The organism is Sphingomonas sp. MJ1 (PH-R8) (assembly GCF_048058635.1).
GTDB lineage: Bacteria > Pseudomonadota > Alphaproteobacteria > Sphingomonadales > Sphingomonadaceae > Sphingomonas.
Genome location: NZ_JBBEFX010000004.1, coordinates 113,392 through 130,821 on the forward strand (window position 1 = coordinate 113,392; position 17,430 = coordinate 130,821).

Annotated in this window: 16 protein-coding genes; 12 read left to right on the plus strand and 4 right to left on the minus strand. The window is 70.0% G+C overall.

The window, feature by feature from the left end; all coding sequences use genetic code 11:
- Positions 1-17 precede the first annotated feature (17 nt).
- The 12 genes from VPH46_RS05070 to VPH46_RS05125 all read left to right on the plus strand — a co-directional run bounded on the left by VPH46_RS05070 (position 18) and on the right by VPH46_RS05125 (position 13,771).
- The gene (locus VPH46_RS05070; protein WP_132882763.1) at positions 18-1,400 is read left to right on the plus strand and encodes an O-antigen ligase family protein; all 1,383 of its coding nucleotides are present in this window, start codon (positions 18-20) and stop codon (positions 1,398-1,400) included.
- A complete protein-coding gene (locus VPH46_RS05075; protein WP_132882762.1) occupies positions 1,397-2,083 on the plus strand; it encodes a polysaccharide biosynthesis/export family protein in 687 nt (228 codons plus the stop codon). Before VPH46_RS05070 ends, VPH46_RS05075 begins: the two co-directional genes overlap by 4 nt.
- Positions 2,084-2,094: 11 nt before the next feature.
- Complete coding sequence (locus tag VPH46_RS05080; protein ID WP_416609452.1) at positions 2,095-4,281, plus strand: GumC family protein; 2,187 nt, start codon at positions 2,095-2,097, stop codon at positions 4,279-4,281.
- Between the two features lie 74 nt (positions 4,282-4,355).
- Positions 4,356-5,033: a hypothetical protein gene (locus VPH46_RS05085; RefSeq protein WP_416609454.1), complete on the plus strand. Its 678-nt coding sequence runs from the start codon at positions 4,356-4,358 to the stop codon at positions 5,031-5,033.
- Positions 5,034-5,058: 25 nt separating this feature from the next.
- Positions 5,059-6,126, plus strand: coding sequence for a GDP-mannose 4,6-dehydratase (gene gmd, locus VPH46_RS05090; RefSeq protein ID WP_416609456.1), 1,068 nt, complete (start codon positions 5,059-5,061; stop codon positions 6,124-6,126).
- Entirely contained in the window at positions 6,116-7,072 is a 957-nt protein-coding gene (gene fcl, locus VPH46_RS05095; RefSeq protein ID WP_416609458.1) for a GDP-L-fucose synthase, read from the plus strand. Before gmd ends, fcl begins: the two co-directional genes overlap by 11 nt.
- Positions 7,060-8,283: a WcaI family glycosyltransferase gene (locus VPH46_RS05100; RefSeq protein ID WP_416609460.1), complete on the plus strand. Its 1,224-nt coding sequence runs from the start codon at positions 7,060-7,062 to the stop codon at positions 8,281-8,283. The genes fcl and VPH46_RS05100 overlap by 13 nt, the downstream gene beginning before the upstream one ends.
- A complete protein-coding gene (locus VPH46_RS05105; RefSeq protein ID WP_416609462.1) occupies positions 8,280-9,581 on the plus strand; it encodes a hypothetical protein in 1,302 nt (433 codons plus the stop codon). Before VPH46_RS05100 ends, VPH46_RS05105 begins: the two co-directional genes overlap by 4 nt.
- Positions 9,578-10,489 carry a glycosyltransferase family 2 protein gene (locus VPH46_RS05110; RefSeq protein WP_416609464.1) on the plus strand — a complete coding sequence of 304 codons (912 nt, stop codon included), beginning with the start codon at positions 9,578-9,580 and terminating at the stop codon, positions 10,487-10,489. The genes VPH46_RS05105 and VPH46_RS05110 overlap by 4 nt, the downstream gene beginning before the upstream one ends.
- Before the next feature lie 26 nt (positions 10,490-10,515).
- Positions 10,516-11,727, plus strand: coding sequence for a glycosyltransferase (locus VPH46_RS05115; RefSeq protein ID WP_416609466.1), 1,212 nt, complete (start codon positions 10,516-10,518; stop codon positions 11,725-11,727).
- Entirely contained in the window at positions 11,724-12,491 is a 768-nt protein-coding gene (locus VPH46_RS05120) for a glycosyltransferase (protein WP_416609468.1), read from the plus strand. The genes VPH46_RS05115 and VPH46_RS05120 overlap by 4 nt, the downstream gene beginning before the upstream one ends.
- Positions 12,491-13,771 (plus strand): hypothetical protein, encoded by a 1,281-nt coding sequence (locus tag VPH46_RS05125; RefSeq protein WP_416609470.1) that lies wholly within the window; start codon positions 12,491-12,493, stop codon positions 13,769-13,771. Before VPH46_RS05120 ends, VPH46_RS05125 begins: the two co-directional genes overlap by 1 nt.
- 4 nt (positions 13,772-13,775) lie before the next feature.
- Here VPH46_RS05125 and VPH46_RS05130 read toward each other — a convergent pair whose 3' ends face one another.
- The 4 genes from VPH46_RS05130 to VPH46_RS05145 all read right to left on the minus strand — a co-directional run bounded on the left by VPH46_RS05130 (position 13,776) and on the right by VPH46_RS05145 (position 17,407).
- On the minus strand, positions 13,776-14,930 hold the full coding sequence (locus VPH46_RS05130; RefSeq protein ID WP_416609472.1) for an SGNH/GDSL hydrolase family protein: 1,155 nt from the start codon (positions 14,928-14,930) through the stop codon (positions 13,776-13,778).
- Positions 14,927-15,361, minus strand: a complete 435-nt coding sequence (locus VPH46_RS05135; RefSeq protein WP_132882749.1) for a hypothetical protein — start codon at positions 15,359-15,361, stop codon at positions 14,927-14,929. The genes VPH46_RS05130 and VPH46_RS05135 overlap by 4 nt, the downstream gene beginning before the upstream one ends.
- A gap of 85 nt (positions 15,362-15,446) precedes the next feature.
- Positions 15,447-16,019 carry a putative colanic acid biosynthesis acetyltransferase gene (locus VPH46_RS05140; protein ID WP_132882747.1) on the minus strand — a complete coding sequence of 191 codons (573 nt, stop codon included), beginning with the start codon at positions 16,017-16,019 and terminating at the stop codon, positions 15,447-15,449.
- 95 nt (positions 16,020-16,114) lie between these two features.
- Positions 16,115-17,407 (minus strand): Hsp70 family protein, encoded by a 1,293-nt coding sequence (locus tag VPH46_RS05145; RefSeq protein WP_416609475.1) that lies wholly within the window; start codon positions 17,405-17,407, stop codon positions 16,115-16,117.
- Positions 17,408-17,430 lie beyond the last annotated feature (23 nt).

Here is a 17,430-nt window from a genome sequence, read left to right on the forward strand (position 1 = left end):
TTGCGCGAGTTGCGTCCATGATCTCGGCAACAACGTGGAATGCGGCGGCACGCGCGGATCGTGCCGGGAGGACGGGCCTGCCGGACGTCCGGGCGGCATTGTGCCTGGGACTGGTGACGGTCGGGCTGCTGATCGGGGGCGGCGGATCGCCGGCACCCCGTACGGAATTGGCGGTGGAGCTCGCCGCGATCGGTGCTGCGATCCTCTGGTCGCTCCTCCCCGCAGAGGCCCCAGTCCGTGTCGATCGGCTGCCGATCATCCTCGCCGCGGCATTGCCGGGCGTTGCGCTCCTGCAGCTCGTGCCCCTGCCGCCCCAGCTCTGGCAGGGACTTCCGGGACGCGAGACGGAGCTTGCCGCGCTCCAACTCGTCGGAGCGGCCGGGCAGTGGATGCCGCTGTCGATGACCCCGGACCGCACCCTCGCCTCGGCGCTGTCCCTGATCCCGCCGCTGGTGGTGCTCACGTTCGTGATCCATGCTCCGCTTGCCGAGCGGACCAGGCTGCTCGCGGTGGTGATCGCAGCCGCCACGCTCTCGGCCATCGTCGGCGTGGTGCAGGTGGCGAGGGGAAGTGCGGGAGGGCTCCGCTTCTACGGCAGCCGCGGCTTCACGTACGCCAGCGGCTTGTTCGCCAATCGCAACGCCGCTGCCGACTTGTTGCTCGCCGGGCTGGTCGCGATGCTCGCATTGGCCTTCTCGCGTCCGGAACTGCTGCGCACTCTCTCTGCGCGCCTCGCCTGGTCGATGCTGGCGCTGTTCCTGCTGCTCTCGGTGGCGCTGACCCGCTCGCGCGCCGGGATGATGCTGGTTCTCGTGCCGGTGATGCTCGCGCCCCTGACGCTGCGGCCCTGGCGCTTCGACCGGCGGCGGGCGTTCGGCTGGGCGGCTGCGACACTGGGGATCGGCGGCGCGGCGCTGGCGCTCGCCAGCGGCAGCCCGGCACTGCGCCATAGCTGGCAACGGTTCGCGCTGGCGCCCGACAATCGCGCCGATCTCCGAATCGACACGCTGCATGCGATCGCGCGGAGCTGGCCCGCCGGCTCTGGATTCGGCAGTTTCGTCCCGGTCTTTGCCGCGGCCGAGCGGCTGGAGACAGTGGACTCCTCCCCCGCCAATCGCGCGCACAACGATTATCTGGAGTTCACCCTGGAAGCCGGAGCCGCCGCCCCGCTGCTGCTGCTCGCGGCCGTCGCCGCGATCCTTCGGCGCGCCGCGCCGCTGCTGCGCGCCGGCATTGAGCGAGAGCGCCGTGCCCAGCTGCTGTTTGCGCTCGCCACACTCGGCATCTTCGCGCTGCACGCCTTCGTCGATTACCCAATGCGGGCGATGACGCTCGCCTGCGTCGCCGCAATCGCAGCCGGCATGCTCGCCCATCCGCCGCGATCCGGAGGGGTCGCATGATGCGCCTGCGTCCGATCGTCCTGCTCGCCGCAGGGCTGCTTCCCGCCTGCCAGTCGCCGCGCGCGGGGCTTCCGCACGGGCCCGCTGCCTATGCAGTGATCCCGCCGCCTGCGTCCGGCACCACCCGCGCCGCATACCGCATCGGCCCGCTCGACGTGCTCGCCATCACCGTTTTCCAGGAGCCGGAGCTGTCGCAGCGCGACGTGCAGGTCGACGCGTCCGGCAACCTGCTGATGCCCCTGGTCGGAACCGTGCAGGCCCGCGGCAAGACGGCGCATCAGCTCTCCCGCGAGATCGCCGAGCGGCTCGGCACCGAGTATCTGGTCGACCCGCAGGTCACCGTCACGGTCACCGCCTCCGTCTCGCAGCAGGTGACGGTGGAGGGCAACGTCACCATGCCCGGCGTCTACGACATCACGGGTGCGCCGACCCTGCTGGAGGCGCTGGCCCGCGCCCGAAGTCCGACGCGAGTCGCACGGCTGCAGGAAGTGGTGGTGTTCCGTACGATCGATGGCCGGCGCGCGGGCGCCGTGTTCGACGTAGCCGCGATCCGCAACGGCCGGGCACCCGATCCGGAGCTGCTCGGCGGCGACGTGGTGGTCGTGGGCTTCGACGCCGTGAAAGGCGCCTTCCGCGACTTCCTCACCACCGCGCCGCTCGTCAGCGCGTTCCGCACCTTCTAGGAGCGCCGGCCTTGTCCCTCGCCTCCGTACCCGTCGCTCCCCTGCCCCGAGCCGCGGAACCGGCGCCCGACGCGACCCTCCGCTTCGACCTGACGGCGCTGCTCGCGATGCTCGGCCGCAATCGCCTGCTCATCGCCGCGACGCTGGCAACGGCACTGCTTGGCGGCCTGATCGTGACGCTGTTGATCAGCCCCAGATATGTCGCAACCGCCAGCATCCAGATCGACCAGGAAGCCGATCGCGTGCTGGAAGGCACCGAGGTGCAGCCGCAGGCCGGCTATGCCGATGCGGAGCGCTTTCTTCAGACCCAGGCGGACGTGTTGCGGAGCCGGGCGCTCGCGATCCGGGTGGCGGAGCGGCTGAAGCTGTTCGGTGATGCCGCCTTCTTTCGTGCGATGGAGGCACCGCTGCCGCAGGAGGCGCCGACCGCAGCCGGAACCGCCCGCAGCCGGGAAGCGACCCTGCGGCTGCTCCAGGAGCATCTCGCCGTCGAACTGCCGCGCAACTCCCGCGTCGCCAGGCTCGCGTTCGAGAGCACCGACGCGGAGATCGCCGCACGCGTCGCCAACGCCTACGCTGGCGAGTTCATCGAGGCGAACCTTCAGCGGAAGTTCGACAGCTCCGCATATGCGCGCGAATTCCTGTCGCGCCAGCTGGCGGCCGCAAAGCTGCGGCTGGAGGAATCGGAGCGCGCCCTGACCCGTTATGCGCGAGCGGCCCGGCTCATCCGAACCGCGGACGCCGATGAAGGATCGCCCTCCGGCATGCCGGGCTCGGTCACCGCGGCCAGCCTCGTACAGCTGAACGCCGCCGCCAATGACGCCCGCGCCGCCCGCATCGAAGCCGAACAGAAGTGGCGCTCGATCGCGCAGGTGCCCGTCCTCAACATACCGGAGGTACTCGGCAATCAGGCCGTCGAACGACTGCTGGAGCAGCGCGCAGCCGGCGCCGCCGAGCTGCAGCGTGAACGCGCACGCCACCTGAGCGGGCATCCCGGCGTGCGCCAGCTGGAGGCCCAGCAGGCGGAGCTGGACCGGCAGGTCTCCACCCTTGCGACGGCCATCCGCAGCTCGATCCACGACCAGTATCGCGATGCGCTGGGCCGCGAACGCGCGCTGGCGGAGCAGGTGGACGCGCTGAAGGGAGCTACGCTTGCCGAGCAGGACCGCAGCGTGCGCTACGCCATCCTGGCACGGGAGGCGGACACCAATCGCACCCTCTATGACGGGCTGCTCCAGCGCTACAAGGAGCTGAGCGCCGCAGCGGGGATCAACGCGAACAACCTGTCGATCGTCGATGTGGCCGAGCCGCCGCTTGCCCCCTCTTCACCGAAACTGGCGCTCAACCTGGTCGCCGCGCTGGCACTCGGCCTGATCCTGGCAGGCGCGGCGGTGCTGGTGCGCGAGCAGTTCGACGACGCGGTGCGGGCACCTGATGAGGTCGAGGGCAAGCTGGGCCTCCCCCTGCTGGGAGCCATTCCGCTGGTCCAGGACATCGCGGCCGAGGCGGCGCGGCCACGGTCCCCCGCCGGCGAGGCGTATAATGCGCTGCGCAGCGCGCTGCTGCATGCCAGCCCGCACGGGCTACCGCGTACGCTCCTGGTGACGAGCAGCCAGCCGGGCGAAGGCAAGTCGACCTCGAGCTATGCGATCGCCGCCGGCCTCGCGCGCCTCGGCAAGCGGGTCGTGCTGGTCGACCTCGATCTTCGCCGGCCGTCGCTCCACCGGATGCTCGACCTTCCGAACGGCTGCGGAGTGAGCGACGTGCTCGCCCGCGAGGCACGGCTGGAAAGCGCGTTGCAGCACGCGCAGGCGCTCGGTTTCGCTGTCCTGACGGCGGGTCCGGCGGCGCCGAACCCTGCGGAGCTCCTTGGCAGCGCGAGCATGGCGGAGATGATGGCTACGCTGGTGGAGCGGTTCGAGGCGATCGTGCTCGATGCGCCGCCGGTGCTCGGCCTCGCGGATGCGCCGACGCTCGCCGCGCAGGCGGAGGCGACGGTGTTCGTGGTCGAGGCAGGGCGTCGCGGCAGGGGCGCCACCAAGGCGGCGCTGCGCCGGCTGCGCGCCGAACGCGCCGCCATACTGGGCGTGGTGCTCACCAAGTTCGACCTGCGGAAGGCTGGCGCCGGCCAACGCTACTACCGCAGCGGCTACTACAACTATGGCGAGCCCGACACGCTCCGGCAGGCGGCCGAATGAGCGCGCGTGCGATCCTGACGATCGTAGGCCCCGTGCCGCTAGCGCTTGCGTGCCTCGCCAGTGCCGCCGACCGTATGGGCGTGCCGCTCGGCCTGCTGCCAGCACGTCTCGCGTCCGGTGCCTCAATCCGGGCGGCGCGGGAGGCGTTCGTCTCGGCCGATCCGATGGCGGCGCGCGCTCGCGCGGCAGCCGCGGTCGCCGCCAGCCCGATGAACGCTGGCGCGAGCGCCTTGCTGGGTGCGGTGGACCTGAAGTCGGGCGATCCGCTAGCTGCGCACGATGCCTTTGCGGTCAGCGCGCGGCTCGGATGGCGCAATCCGGCCGCGCAGCTCTATTGGCTGGGTGTCGGCCTGGAAGCGCAGGACTACGCGCTTGCGGCCGAGCGGCTCGACGCGCTGCTGCGTACCGGGCAGCGCAGCGCGGCCATCCATGCGGCGCTCTTGCAGTTGGAAGCCTCGCCCGCTGGCCGTTCGGCACTGGCGACGCACCTCCTGGCTGCATCGAACTGGCGGGAAGCATTTGTCGCGAGCACCGGCGCCCTCTCCGGCACACCACTCGCCCGGCGGATCGCAGTGCTGCAGCGGGCCCGCGCCGGCGGCATGCCCGTCGACTGCAAAGCCGTCGCGGCGACGGTACGGACCCTGTTCGACCGCGGCGCCTGGCAGGCCGCATCTCACCTGTGGCGCGCGACCTGCGCGTCGACCGGCCCGAACGCACGGACAAGAGACGTGGAGCAGACAACCAGACGCTGACGATCTTTCAGGGGGAGAACGAACCGTGAGCACCGGCAAGACCGCATTGATCACCGGCATCACCGGCCAGGACGGCGCCTATCTGTCCGAGCTGCTGCTGTCCAAAGGCTACACCGTGCACGGGATCAAGCGGCGATCCTCCTCCTTCAACACGTCGCGGATCGAGCATCTCTACCAGGATCCGCATGTCGAGGAGCCCCGCTTCATCCTCCACTATGGCGACATGACCGACAGCACCAACCTGATCCGGGTGGTGCAGGAGACGCAGCCGGACGAGATCTACAACCTCGCCGCGCAGAGCCATGTCGCGGTAAGCTTCGAGACGCCGGAATATACCGCCAATGCCGATGCAGTCGGCACGCTCCGGCTGCTGGAGGCGATCCGGCTGCTCAAGCTGGGGGACAGGACGCGCTTCTATCAGGCGTCCACCTCGGAGCTTTACGGGCTGGTGCAGGAAGTACCGCAGCGCGAGACCACACCCTTCTACCCGCGCAGCCCGTATGCCGCCGCCAAGCTCTACGCCTACTGGATGGTCGTGAACTACCGCGAGGCCTATGGCGTGCATGCCTCCAACGGCATTCTCTTCAACCATGAGAGCCCGTTGCGCGGCGAGACCTTCGTCACCCGCAAGATCACGCGCGCGGCCGCTGCCATCAAGCTGGGGCTTCAGGACAAGCTCTACCTCGGCAACCTCGATGCGCGCCGCGATTGGGGCCATGCCCGCGAATATGTCCGCGGAATGTGGATGATGCTGCAGCAGGATTGGGCCGACGATTATGTGCTGGCGACCGGCGAAACGACGCTGGTGCGCGACTTCGTCGCCAAGGCGTTCGAACTCGTCGAGCTCCCGCTCGAATGGCGCGGCTCGGGCGTGGCCGAGACCGGCGTCTGCGCGCGTACCGGCCGGACGTTGGTGGAGGTCGACCCGCGCTACTTCCGGCCGACCGAAGTGGATCTGCTGATCGGCGACCCGAGCAAGGCACGGGAGCGCCTGGGCTGGGAGCACGGCACCAAGTGGGATGCCCTGTGCGCCGAAATGGTGCGCGAGGACCTCGTCGCCGTCGCACGGGAGCAGCGTTGCAGTGCCGAATGAAGGCTTCCCGCTCGCCGGCAAGCGCGTGTGGGTCGCTGGGCATCGCGGCATGGTCGGCTCCGCGCTGGTCCGGCGGCTCGGGCGCGAAGCCTGCACGATTATCACCGCCGGGCGTGCCGAGCTCGACCTCAGGCGGCAGGACGCCGTGGAGCAGTGGATGGCGGCCCGTCGTCCGGATGCCATCTTCCTTGCGGCGGCCAAGGTCGGCGGCATCCTGGCCAACGATAGCGCACCGGCGGACTTCCTCTACGACAACCTGCTGATCGAGGCGAACGTGGTGGAGGCGGCGCACCGCACCGGCGTCGGCAAGCTGATGCTGCTGGGGTCCAGTTGTATCTACCCGAAGTTCGCCGACCAGCCGATCCCGGAGGAAGCGCTGCTCACCGGGCCGCTGGAGCCGACCAACCAATGGTACGCGGTCGCCAAGATCGCGGGCATCAAGCTCTGCCAGGCCTATCGTCGCCAGCACGGCTGCGACTTCATCTCGGTCATGCCCACCAACCTCTATGGCCCGGGCGACAATTTCGACCTGGAGACGAGCCACGTCCTTCCCGCCCTGATCCGGAAGGCACATGCCGCGAAGCTGGCCGGTGCCGACACGCTGGAGCTCTGGGGCAGCGGCACACCCCGCCGCGAGTTCCTGCACGTGGACGATCTTGCCGATGCGTGCGTGCACCTGATGCACATCTACTCGCAAGAGTGCCACGTAAACATCGGGTCTGGCGAGGATATCTCTATCCTCGACCTCGCCCGCCTGGTGGCGGAGGTCGTGGGATTCGCAGGCAACATCCGCTGCGACCGGACGAGGCCCGACGGCACACCGCGCAAGTTGCTCGACAGCCGCCGCCTACGGGCCACCGGTTGGCAGCCCCGGATCGGGCTACGCGACGGCGTCGCCCAGGTGTACGCCCACCATCAGCAGCAGGCACAGCCATGCGCATCCTGATCCTGGGCATCAACCATGCGCCGGAACCCGTTGGAATCGGGCCCTATACGGCAGGGGCAGTTGCGGCCCTGGCAGCGGCGGGGCACGAGGTGCAGCTGGTCACCGCCAAGCCCTATTATCCCGGCTGGGCCCACGCCCCGGGATGTTCGGGCACGCTCTACAGTCGCGAAACGCGTGGCAGGACGACGATCTGGCGCTGCCCCTTGTATGTGCCCAGGCAACCATCAGGCGCCCGCCGGGTGGCGCATCACCTGAGCTTTGCGCTCGCGGCCCTGCCCCCGATGCTGGCAGCGGCAGCCCGCTTTCGACCGCAGCTGGTACTGACGGTAGCGCCCTGCCTTTTGTCCGTTCCCGTCGCCAAGCTGGCGGCGCGGATCGCGGGCGCGCCGCTGTGGATCCACGTCCAGGATTTCGAAGTGGAGGCAGCATTCGCGACGGGCCTGCTGGAGGGCGCGGGGCCGCTTGCGCGACTGGCACACGCCTTCGAGGCGATGGCGCTGAAATCCGCCCATATCGCCAGCAGCATCTCGCCGCAGATGTGCCGCCGTCTGGAGCAGAAGGGCGTTCCGGCCGAACGGGTGGTCGAGTTCCGCAACTGGGCGGAGCTGGATACGATCACGCCATTGGGCGTGCCATCCGGATACCGCAGCGAATGGGGTTTGGGCAACCGGCATGTCGCGCTCTATTCCGGCAACATCGCCAACAAGCAGGGCATCGAGATCCTGGTCGAGGCGGCGCACCGGCTCGCCCATCGCGAGGACATCGTCTTCGTAATCTGCGGCGAGGGGCCGAACCGGGCTCGGCTGGAAGCACGGGCCGCGGCCCTCACCAACGTCCAGTTTCATCCCCTCCAACCCGCCGAGCGAATGGGTGCGCTGCTGGGCCTGGCGAGCGTGCACCTGCTGCCGCAAAGCGCGGGAGCGGCTGACCTGGTGCTGCCGTCGAAGCTTGCGAACATGCTCGCGAGCGGGCGCCCTGTCGTGGCCACCGCAGCCGCCGGATCGGGCCTCGCGTGCGAGGTGGAGGGGTGCGGGCTGGTGACGCCGCCGGGCGACCCCGCCGCCATGGCCGAGGCGATCGCCACGCTGATCGACGATGGTCTCAGATCGGAGGCCATGGGCGTCGCGGCTCGCAGGCGGGCCGAGGCACGCTGGAGCCGCCGGGCGATCCTGGACGGCTTCGTCGCGCAGGTGGAGGCGGTTGCCGCATGAGCGGGCGGGCGGCCGGGGCTGTTGCCAGCTTCGCGATCAAGGGGCTGGGCCTTGCCGCGCAGGCGGCGACGCTGGTGCTGATCACCCAGGCCCTGGGGGTTCAGGGCTTCGGCAGCTACTCGCTCGTGCTGTCGATCGCCAGCATCACGGCACAAGCCGCCGACTTCGGGATCGGCCGCTACCTGTTCCGGCTGGCCCATCGCGGCCGAGCGACACGAGTGCTGGTGTGCTGGAGCCTTGGCTTCCGGCTTGCCACGACGGCATTGCTGCTGCCGTTGCTACTGGTGCACGGCTGGCGAGCAGAGGTGTCGACGGCAGCGCTCCTGCTGGGCTTCGCGGCGAACCTCCTGTTCCAGCTGGCCTACCTCAACCGTCACCTGTTGCTGCTGCAGGAGCGCGTCGCCGCCGCGATCCTCGTCGAAACAGCGCCGGCGCTGTTCTTCTGCGTAGGCGTGGCGCTGTCGCTTGCGGGGGCCGTGCGGTTGGACGTCGACGGTGCGCTGCTGCTGTACCTGCTCGCCACCTTCTTGGGGTTCCTGCTGTCGATCGCGGCTGCCCGGACAGGGGCGAGCTGGGCGAAGGGGGCGGCGATGCTGGCGCGCGCACGGGTCCACCGGGTGGCGGCAGGCCTGGCTATCCTACTCCGTCGATCAAGCCTGGTCGGCATCGAGACGTTCGTCGCGACCGCAACCTTCAACGCGCCCATCCTGATCGTGGCGAGCCTGGGGAACGGCACGGCGACACCCCAGGTGGCGCTGTATCAGCGCATCCTGGGGCTGGAGGTCGCCCTCCTGTCGGTAACCGTCACCACCCGGCTCAAACGCTACTATGACAGCGGGAGCCGGCGGACGTTCGACTTGCGTCCGGCACTCGCGTCCGGAGTGCTGGTCTTCGCGCTCAACGCTGCGGGATTGCTCCTGCTTGCGCCCGTCGCGGCAATGCTGCCGCAGATCGGCGAGCTAACGCTGGTGCAACTGGCGCTATCACTAAGGCCCCAGTTGGTCCCGCTCGCCGCGGTCACCGCCTGTGTCGCTGCCTACAGCCACTGCTCGATCGCAGCGCTTGGCGGGGACTGGCTGTGGCAGCGGTGCCTGAGCGGCGGCGTCGCGCTCTGCGTCACCGCACTCGGCGCAGCGATCCTCACTCGGGCCGGCAGTGCTCCTCTTGCGGCAGTCCTCCACGCATCGCTGCTGGGGCAGGCGCTGGGCATTGCGGTGCTGGTCGCCACGGTCGCGCGCCACGGTGCGCACATTCACCTGCCCCGACCCTTCCCCTCCATCGGAGCGCGCGCAGTATGAGCGGCACGCGCATCTCCGTCATCATTCCTACCCGCGATCGCGCCGACAAGCTCGCCCGCGCGCTTGCCAGCGTGACGGCCCAGACCGATCCCCCGCAGGAGATCCTGGTCGTGGACGATGGCTCCTGCGCCGAGGAAGCAGCGCGGATCGCCGCGCTCGTCGGGGCTACGCCGGCCGCACGACTGCTGCGCCAGGAGCGGAGCGCCGGAGGGGCGGCCGCGCGCAATCTCGCGGCGCGGCAGGCGTCGGGGGACCTGCTCGCCTTTCTCGACTCCGACGATTGGTGGCTGCCGCACCGGCTGGCGAGCCACTGCGCCGCCCTCGCCTCTCCTCCGGGCACCGTGCTGTCCTATAACCGCGCCCGGCTCACGCGGTCCGGCGCGGGCACGGGCCGGGGCACGGTCGGGCGTGCGCCGCCCAAGCGGTGGCCGCTGCGCGTGGCAATTGCAGGCTGGAACTTCGTGGGCAGTTGCTCGAGCGTCTGCGTCCAGGCCGAGGCGTTTCGCGCGGTGGGCGGCTTCGATCCGGAACTGCCGAGCTGCCAGGATTGGGAGCTCTGGTTGCGACTGAGCCGGCGCGGCCGCTTCGCCTTCGTCCCCGAACCGCTCACCTTCCTCGACGTGGGGCCGCACGCCCGCATCACGACCTCGGCGCGGGCGGTCGAGACTGGACATGCGCTGGTCCATCGTCGCGCGGCAGCGATGGCGTCGAGCGAAGCGGAGCAGCGCTATGTCGCCGCGGAGCATCTGTGGACGCTCGCGGAGATCGAAAGCCGCTTCGAACGCACGCGCGCGGCGCTCCCCTACATGCTCCGCTCGCTGCTCCGGTGCCCGACCGAGCGGGCGCTGAAGCGGACGCCGGCACTCGCGCTGCGCGCAGTCTCCGGCCCGCGGGGAAGGCAAGGCTGATGCGCGGTGGCACGGCTTTTCCATCCTTGCGGATCCTGGCCCTCAACATCCGCGCCACTCAGGGGGGCGCCGGACGCGTAGCCTATGATCTGCACCAGCGGCTACGCGGTGCCGGCCACCAGCCGCGCCTTTTCTACGGCTACGGGTCGGGGATCGCGCCGGACCCGCAGGTACTGGCAGAGCCTGAGATCGAGATGATCGGCTCCCGGCCCGTCGTGCTCGCGAACTTCGCAGCGCATCTGCTGGGCGGCCGGGAGATCGCGACAGCCGGAGCCGCGGCGATCCGGGATGCCGTCGCCGAAGCGGACGTGATCCACCTGCACGCGGTACATCATTGGTACGTCCGATGGGCCGGTCTCACGCGGATGCTGCGGGATAGCGGCAAGCCGGTGGTGATCACCGCCCACGACTGGTGGCTGCTGACCGGTCGCTGCGGCTTCGTGCGCGACTGTTCCGGGTGGGAGCGACGCTGCGGCGAGTGCGGGAAGCGGCGCTTCGAGGACCTGCCGAGCTTCCTGGACCGGTCCGTGGCAGTCCGCCGGGCGCGGCACGAAGCGCTGCGGATGCTCGGCGACCGCCTGACGATCGTCTGCCCTTCCCGCCACCTCGCGCAGGACCACGCCCGCATCTTTCCAGAGCTGCAGGTCGTGTGCGTACCGAACGCGCTCGACCGGGATTTCGAAGCGGGGCTGGGCCCTGTCCTTCCGACGACGGACCGGCGCGGACACCTGTTCTGCGCATCGGATCTCGCCGCGCCGGGCAAGATCGACCCCGGGCTCGTCCGTGCGCTGGCGGCGGAGCCCGGCGTGACGATCGGCCTCATCGGCCGCGGCAACCCGTTTCGCGACACCGCTGCCGTCGAGCATGGCGAGGTCCGCTCCCGCGCGGCGCTGGCGACGCTCTATGGAGGCGCGTGCGGGCTGCTCTTTCCCTCCCGCATGGACAACGCCCCGCTCACCATCATCGAGGCGCTGAGCGCGGGCTGCTATGTGCTCGCCTATCCCTCCAGCGCGGCCCGCGAGATGCTCGCGCTGGTCGGTGGCCGCTGCGTGCAGTCCGCGGACGAAGCGCTGGCGCTGGTCCGCTCCGGCCGTCAGGCGGCGCTCTATACCGGTATTTCCCCTGCCGAACTGGCACGGCGGGCGCGGCAGATCTGGTCGGGAGCCGCGATGCTCGACGCCTATCTGGGCGTCTACGCACGTGCGCTTCGGCCTGCCGACACGCAGGCGGCAGCATGAGCGTTCCGCTGTCGATCATCACCATCGTGCGCAATGACCGGGCGGGACTGGAGCGGACCCGAAGCTCGCTCAGCGATCAGCGCCTGCGGGACTTCGAGTGGATCCTCGTGGATGGCGCGTCGACGGACGCAACCCGGCCGCTGGTGGAGGCGCTCTTGGATCAGGACGTCGCGCGGGGCGTATCGGAGCCGGATGCCGGCATCTACGACGCGATGAACAAGGGGCTGCGGCTTGCCCGCGGCGAGCATGTGCTGTTCCTCAATGCGGGTGACCGGTTGATCGGTCCTGACGCGCTCGCTCGCGCTACGGCGGCGATGGCAGCCTTGGGTGACCCCGACATCGCCTTCTTCGGGTCGCAGATGGATTTCGGCGGGCGCATCCTTGCCCGACCGGCCAAGCCAGCGGGGTATCTGTGGCACGGCCAGCCCGGGCTGCACCAGGCGACCTTCGTCCGGCGCACGCTGCACCTTCGCCACCCCTTCACGCAACGATATCGGGTGTGCGGCGACTATGATGCGCTCACGCGCATGGCGGTGGCGGGCGCGCGAATGGAGAGCTTCGCCGACACGATCGGGGTGAACCGGTTCGAGCGCGGCGCCATGTCCAGCAACAAGCGGCTGTTGATCCGCGAAGCGGCTGCCATCCAGCGCGCAGTGCTGCGCCTGCCACGATGGAAGGTGGCGGTGAGCGTCGGACGGCGTACGCTCCATTCGGCGGTGTTCACGCTGCTCACCAGCATCGCGCCGCGTAGATCGGCACGCTGATGCTGCGCCTCGACCCTGCCGATCCGCGGGAACGCGTGCCGCTCCGGCTGCTGGCGGGGGCGAGCGTGCTGGGCCTCTATGTGCGGGTTGGGGAAGTCGGGAGCTACGCCGTCACCCTGGGCGGGCTCGCGGCGGCGGTCGTGCTGCTGGTCTCCCTACGCGAGGTTCGCCTGTCGCTGGCGCCCCTGGCCATCGCCGCAGCCCTGCTGCTGTGGCCACTTTTGCTGTTCCTGGGCGCGTCGCTGGCGGAGACGCCGCTGCTGCCGACGGCCGACGCGTTTCTGCAATCCTATGCCCTGTGGGCTGCATCCGTGGTGCTGATAGGCCTGGCATTCCTCAGCAACCGCCCGTTGCAACTGCCGGCGCCCTTCGCTCTCGCGTCGATGATCCTCCTGGTAGCGGGTGCCCAGTGGCTCATGGCAGGACTGGCCGGAACCCTGGCGGGGTTCGAGCTTGTCGCACCCCTGCTCGGCATCGATTTGGTGCACGGCTATCTCCGGATGGAGCCCGGCTGGGGCGTGCGGGCGATCGGCCTCTATTACGAACCGTCGATGTGCGGCCGGGTGCTGGGGACGCTCGCCTTCATCGACTTCCTCCAGCACCGGCGCGCGGTGCGGGCAGCTGGGGTGCTGCTCGCCGCCCTCCTGCTGACGCAGTCGCTCGGCCTGCTGGTGCTGGCCGCCGCCATCGGCATGATCCTGCTCGGCCGCTCGCGGCGCGGCGCGCTGGCGCTGGCGTCGCTCACGGTGCTGGTTGCCGGGGTGCAAGGTGCCGCGTTCGAGCAGCGCCTGCGCAACGACGCGGCGGTCCAGGCGGAGGCATCCACCTATCGCCGCACCGTCGCGCCGCTCACGCCGGTGGTGGAGACGCTCGCCGCCAATCCGGCGGGCGTCGCGATCGGCGCGGCGGAACTGGTGGCGGACGCCACCGGCTATGCCGAGCGCACCGGTGAGGCGAAGATCACCAACGGCATCTACGAAGTCCTGCTCTACTTCGGCGTGCTGGGCGTCGCTGCACTGGCCGCCGCGTTCGTCGGGGTTGCGGCGCTTGTGTTCTCCGGGCGACGCGAGGCGGCCGCGGCGCTGCTCTACCTGCTGCTGTCCACCGCGATTTCCGGCAGCTTCCTATCGATCGAGTCCTCCCTGCTCACCTACTACTTCATCGTCGCCTGTCGGACCGCGGCTCGCCCGGCTCGGCCTGCCGTAGAGAGCTGCGCTGCGACGGAAGCGGCGCCTGCCCGCCGGCCGGCGTGGGGCCGGCCGGCGGGCGTTCTGCTCTAGCCAACTACGCCAGCGCCTCCGCGATCGCCTGCCCGATACGGCGCCCGAGGTAGAGGTGGCCGGCTGCGGTCGGGTGAACGTTGTCCGGCGCGGTGTAGATGCCGCGGTTGCCGACGCCGACGAAGTTCTCGACATCCACGTACGTCGCTCCGTTGGCGGCCGCTGCCTCGATCAGCGCCGCCTTGACCCGCCCCAGCGCCGTCGTGGGGCCGAGCGGTGTCCAGGGCCCGAGCGTCACCACGCGGGCAGCCGGCCATGCCGACCGCATCGCAGCAACGCACGCATCATAGCGCGTGCGCAGGCCGACCAGAGCGGGCGCATCCGCGGCGAAGTCGTTGTAGCCCATCGCGGTCACCAGCAAATCTGGTGCCCGAGTGAGGGCGGCCACGCCCTTCGCTACCCGCAAGGCCGGTACATTCGCGCCCCCGCTGTTCCACCCGGCGCCGCCCACGCCATCGCTCCACACATCCATCTGGAGCTGAGCGGCGGCGGCCGCCGCCCAGGTTCGCGCCACCGATGGCGCGCCGGTGCCCTGGCTATAGCTGTCACCGAGGATGGCGATGAACCCCCGTCGCGCCGAGTCGCCAGAGAACCAGGCGCTGCCGGCAGGGTCGAGATAGAGGCCACCGAACAGCAGGTTGATCCCAGCAAGCCGATAGTGCCGCGGGCGGCGGGGATCGCCGGTGGCATTCCAGTCGAGCTTCACCAGCCGCCGATCCCCCGTCGCGGGCGTGGCGAACGCGCCATCCTGGACCAGCTGCCCGTCGATGAAGAGATCGAACAGCGCATTGTGCTTCAACACGAGCAGTTCGACTTGCGCAGCGTCGCTCATCCACTCCCACTGGATCGGGCGTGTGAAGCCGGTGCCTCCTGCTCCGTCCGAGGCGCCATAGGTGGAGGGATCGGCCGCCACTGGCATGATCGGCGTGCCGGTCACGCGGAAGCAGGCGTTGGTCGCCGTCACCCGGACGGCGGCGGAGATGGTGCTTGCGGCAGCGTCCGTCGCGGTGATGAGCGGCGGGCTTGCCGCCACGGTGAAGCAGGGGAGCGTACCGAGGGGGATGGCCGCAGCCGCCTGCATCGCGGTTTCACGCGCGCTGCGCCGGGCGACGGCATGCGCGCGCGCGCCGATCCCGCGCGCCAGCAGGTCCGCGCTCATTGCGCCACCCGATAGGTGACCGCGCCGCTGAGCAACGAAAGCTCGAGATAATAGCTCGTGCCGGCGACGCTCTCCTCCGCGACCGGCTCATTGGCGTTGGTCGTGAACAGGCCCCACGACTCGCCGGCAAGCGTCAGCGGATCGAGCGTGGCACCGCCGTCGACGGACCGCAGCACGCGCACCCTGCCGGACCAGTTGCCGGACAGGGTGAGGTGGATCGGGCGATCGAGTTCCGGCACGAACGGCCCGACCCGGCCGGACGTGGACGCGGTCCCCGCCAACGGCGATGCGGCAGCCCGGCCGCGCGCCAGCCGCACGGGCATCGGATTGGCGGCGTCCACGAACACGGCGTCGGCTCCCGGCTGGCCGAACGATAGTCCGACGGCCGGGACGAATGGCGCGGGTACGTCGATGGGGATGGAAGAAGACATGCGGAGCCTCCCGAGGGTGAAAATCCGCGGCAGGTGTGATCCGGAATCACTCGTGTAGGAAAGAAGAAACGTACCGTTCTGGTTATTATGGAAGCTGCGGTCGAGGCTTCAGCGGTTGGGCCGGGTTGCCGGAGAAGAAGGTCCATGGCGCGAGATCGCGCATCGCCACGCCCCGCGCGCCGAGCACGGCCCCCGTCCCCACCCGAACGCCCGGCCCGACGAAGGCTTCCGCTGCGACCCAGGCGTGATCCTCGATCCGGATCGGCCGCAGGCGGACCGGGAACACGGGATCGACCACGTCATGCGTGCTGGCGCAGAGGCTCGCGTCCTGCGAGATGACCACCGACCGCCCGATGGTGATGCGCCCTTGGTTGTAGCAGCGAACCCGCGGGCCGAGCACCGAGCCGTCGCCGACCTCGAGGTTCGCGGGGTGCCAGATCCGGACCGAGCCATAGATGCGTGCGCCGCGGCCGATCTCCGCGCCCCAGAGGCGCAACAACATGCAACGCCACCGATGGAGCGGCGGCGGCGTCCATCGGGCAAGGATCAGCCAGCAGATCCCCCACCCCACCCGCGACAGCCGATTGCCGAGCGAGAAGCTCGGCTGGTGCCGCTCGGCCGTCTCCAGCGGTCGCGAAGTGCCGGTCCCTCGATCCATCGCCCATTCCCCCGACGCGGACCGCAGCACCCGTCACGACCGCCCCCGGGGGGGAGCATAACTACTCTGCCCGCATCTTCTACAGCGATGACGCCTCAGACTGCCCAGGCAGCGACATCCTCCTGCTCGCCGATCAATGCCAGGCCGTGCGCGATGGAGGTCAGTTCGCCGCCACTGGCGATCTTCTCCTCGCCGAACCGCTCGGTGAAGAGCCGCCGGATGCGGGGCGTGAGCGAGGTGCCGCCGGTCAGGAACACGCGGTCGATCGCGGTCGGTGGCACGGCGGCCGCTGCCAGGGCCGCGTCGACGGCCGCCTCGATGCGAGCGACGTCGGGCGCGATCCACGCCTCGAACTGCGCGCGCGTGACCTCCGCCTCGATCGACAGCCCGCCGCCGGCGAACCGGAAGCTGGCACTCTCCGCTGCAGAGAGGTCGCGCTTCACCCGGCCGACGGCGTCGTAGAGGCGGAAGCCCTGCTCCTCCTCGATCACCGCCATCATGCGCCCGACCGCGTCCGGATCGAGCGCGCTGCGGCGCAGCTTGTCGAGTTCGGCCAGGGTGCGGCGGTTGCGCATCAGCGCGAGCCGCGACCAATCGGCGAAGTCGGTGAAATAGCCGCGCGGGATCTCCAGCACCTTGTCGAACGAGCGATAGCTGCTGCCCTTGCCCAAGAGCGGCAGGACGAGATGGTCGAGGATGCGGTAGTCGAAGCGATCGCCGGCGATGCCGACACCGGCATGTCCGAGCGGCTCGCACCGACGCTCGGCGCCCGGTGCCGCGATGCGGACGACGGAGAAGTCGCTGGTGCCGCCGCCGAAATCGGCCACCAGGATGGTGGCCGGATCCTCGATGCGCGCCGCGTAGCTGAACGCCGCGCCGACGGGTTCGTAGACATAGTGGATCTCCGCCCCCAGCGCGGCGAACATCGCGTCATAGCGGGTGCGCGCCAGGGCTTCGTCGGGCCTATGGCCAGCATATTCCACCGGCCTTCCCACGATGACCCGGCCGATGCCGCCAAGCGCGCCGCCGGCCCATGCGGCGAGCTTGTCGAGGAACAGACGGCCCAGGTCCTCGAAGCGGTAGCGCCGATCGAAGACGGTCGCCTGTTCAAAGGCGCTGCTCGCCGCGACCGACTTGAACGACTGGAGGAAACGGCTGCCCTCCGGATATTCGAGATACTCGGCGATTGCCCAAGGGCCAGCCTCGGATGCGACGCCGCCGGGCACCGCGTCGTCCTGCCAGAAGCAGAGCGCGGATCGGAACACCGCATCCGGGCCGTCGGGTGCGTCCAGCAGGACGAGGTCGGCCGCACCGCCTCGTGCTACCGCCGCGACGGAGTTGGTGGTGCCGAAATCTAGGCCGAGGGCGGTGGGGCGTGCGTGCGACATGGGCGTGCGGCCCTACACGCTTG

Excerpts from the sequence above, each read along its gene's own strand:
- VPH46_RS05085 (WP_416609454.1), top strand. The coding sequence starts at position 4,356 with ATGGGCGTGCCGCTCGGCCTGCTGCCAGCACGTCTCGCGTCCGGTGCC.
- VPH46_RS05110 (WP_416609464.1), top strand. The coding sequence starts at position 9,578 with ATGAGCGGCACGCGCATCTCCGTCATCATTCCTACCCGCGATCGCGCC.
- VPH46_RS05145 (WP_416609475.1), bottom strand. The coding sequence starts at position 17,407 with ATGTCGCACGCACGCCCCACCGCCCTCGGCCTAGATTTCGGCACCACC.
- VPH46_RS05070 (WP_132882763.1), top strand. The coding sequence starts at position 18 with ATGATCTCGGCAACAACGTGGAATGCGGCGGCACGCGCGGATCGTGCC.
- VPH46_RS05100 (WP_416609460.1), top strand. The coding sequence starts at position 7,060 with ATGCGCATCCTGATCCTGGGCATCAACCATGCGCCGGAACCCGTTGGA.
- VPH46_RS05135 (WP_132882749.1), bottom strand. The coding sequence starts at position 15,361 with ATGTCTTCTTCCATCCCCATCGACGTACCCGCGCCATTCGTCCCGGCC.
- VPH46_RS05105 (WP_416609462.1), top strand. The coding sequence starts at position 8,280 with ATGAGCGGGCGGGCGGCCGGGGCTGTTGCCAGCTTCGCGATCAAGGGG.
- VPH46_RS05075 (WP_132882762.1), top strand. The coding sequence starts at position 1,397 with ATGATGCGCCTGCGTCCGATCGTCCTGCTCGCCGCAGGGCTGCTTCCC.
- VPH46_RS05130 (WP_416609472.1), bottom strand. The coding sequence starts at position 14,930 with ATGAGCGCGGACCTGCTGGCGCGCGGGATCGGCGCGCGCGCGCATGCC.
- VPH46_RS05125 (WP_416609470.1), top strand. The coding sequence starts at position 12,491 with ATGCTGCGCCTCGACCCTGCCGATCCGCGGGAACGCGTGCCGCTCCGG.
- VPH46_RS05120 (WP_416609468.1), top strand. The coding sequence starts at position 11,724 with ATGAGCGTTCCGCTGTCGATCATCACCATCGTGCGCAATGACCGGGCG.
- VPH46_RS05140 (WP_132882747.1), bottom strand. The coding sequence starts at position 16,019 with ATGGATCGAGGGACCGGCACTTCGCGACCGCTGGAGACGGCCGAGCGG.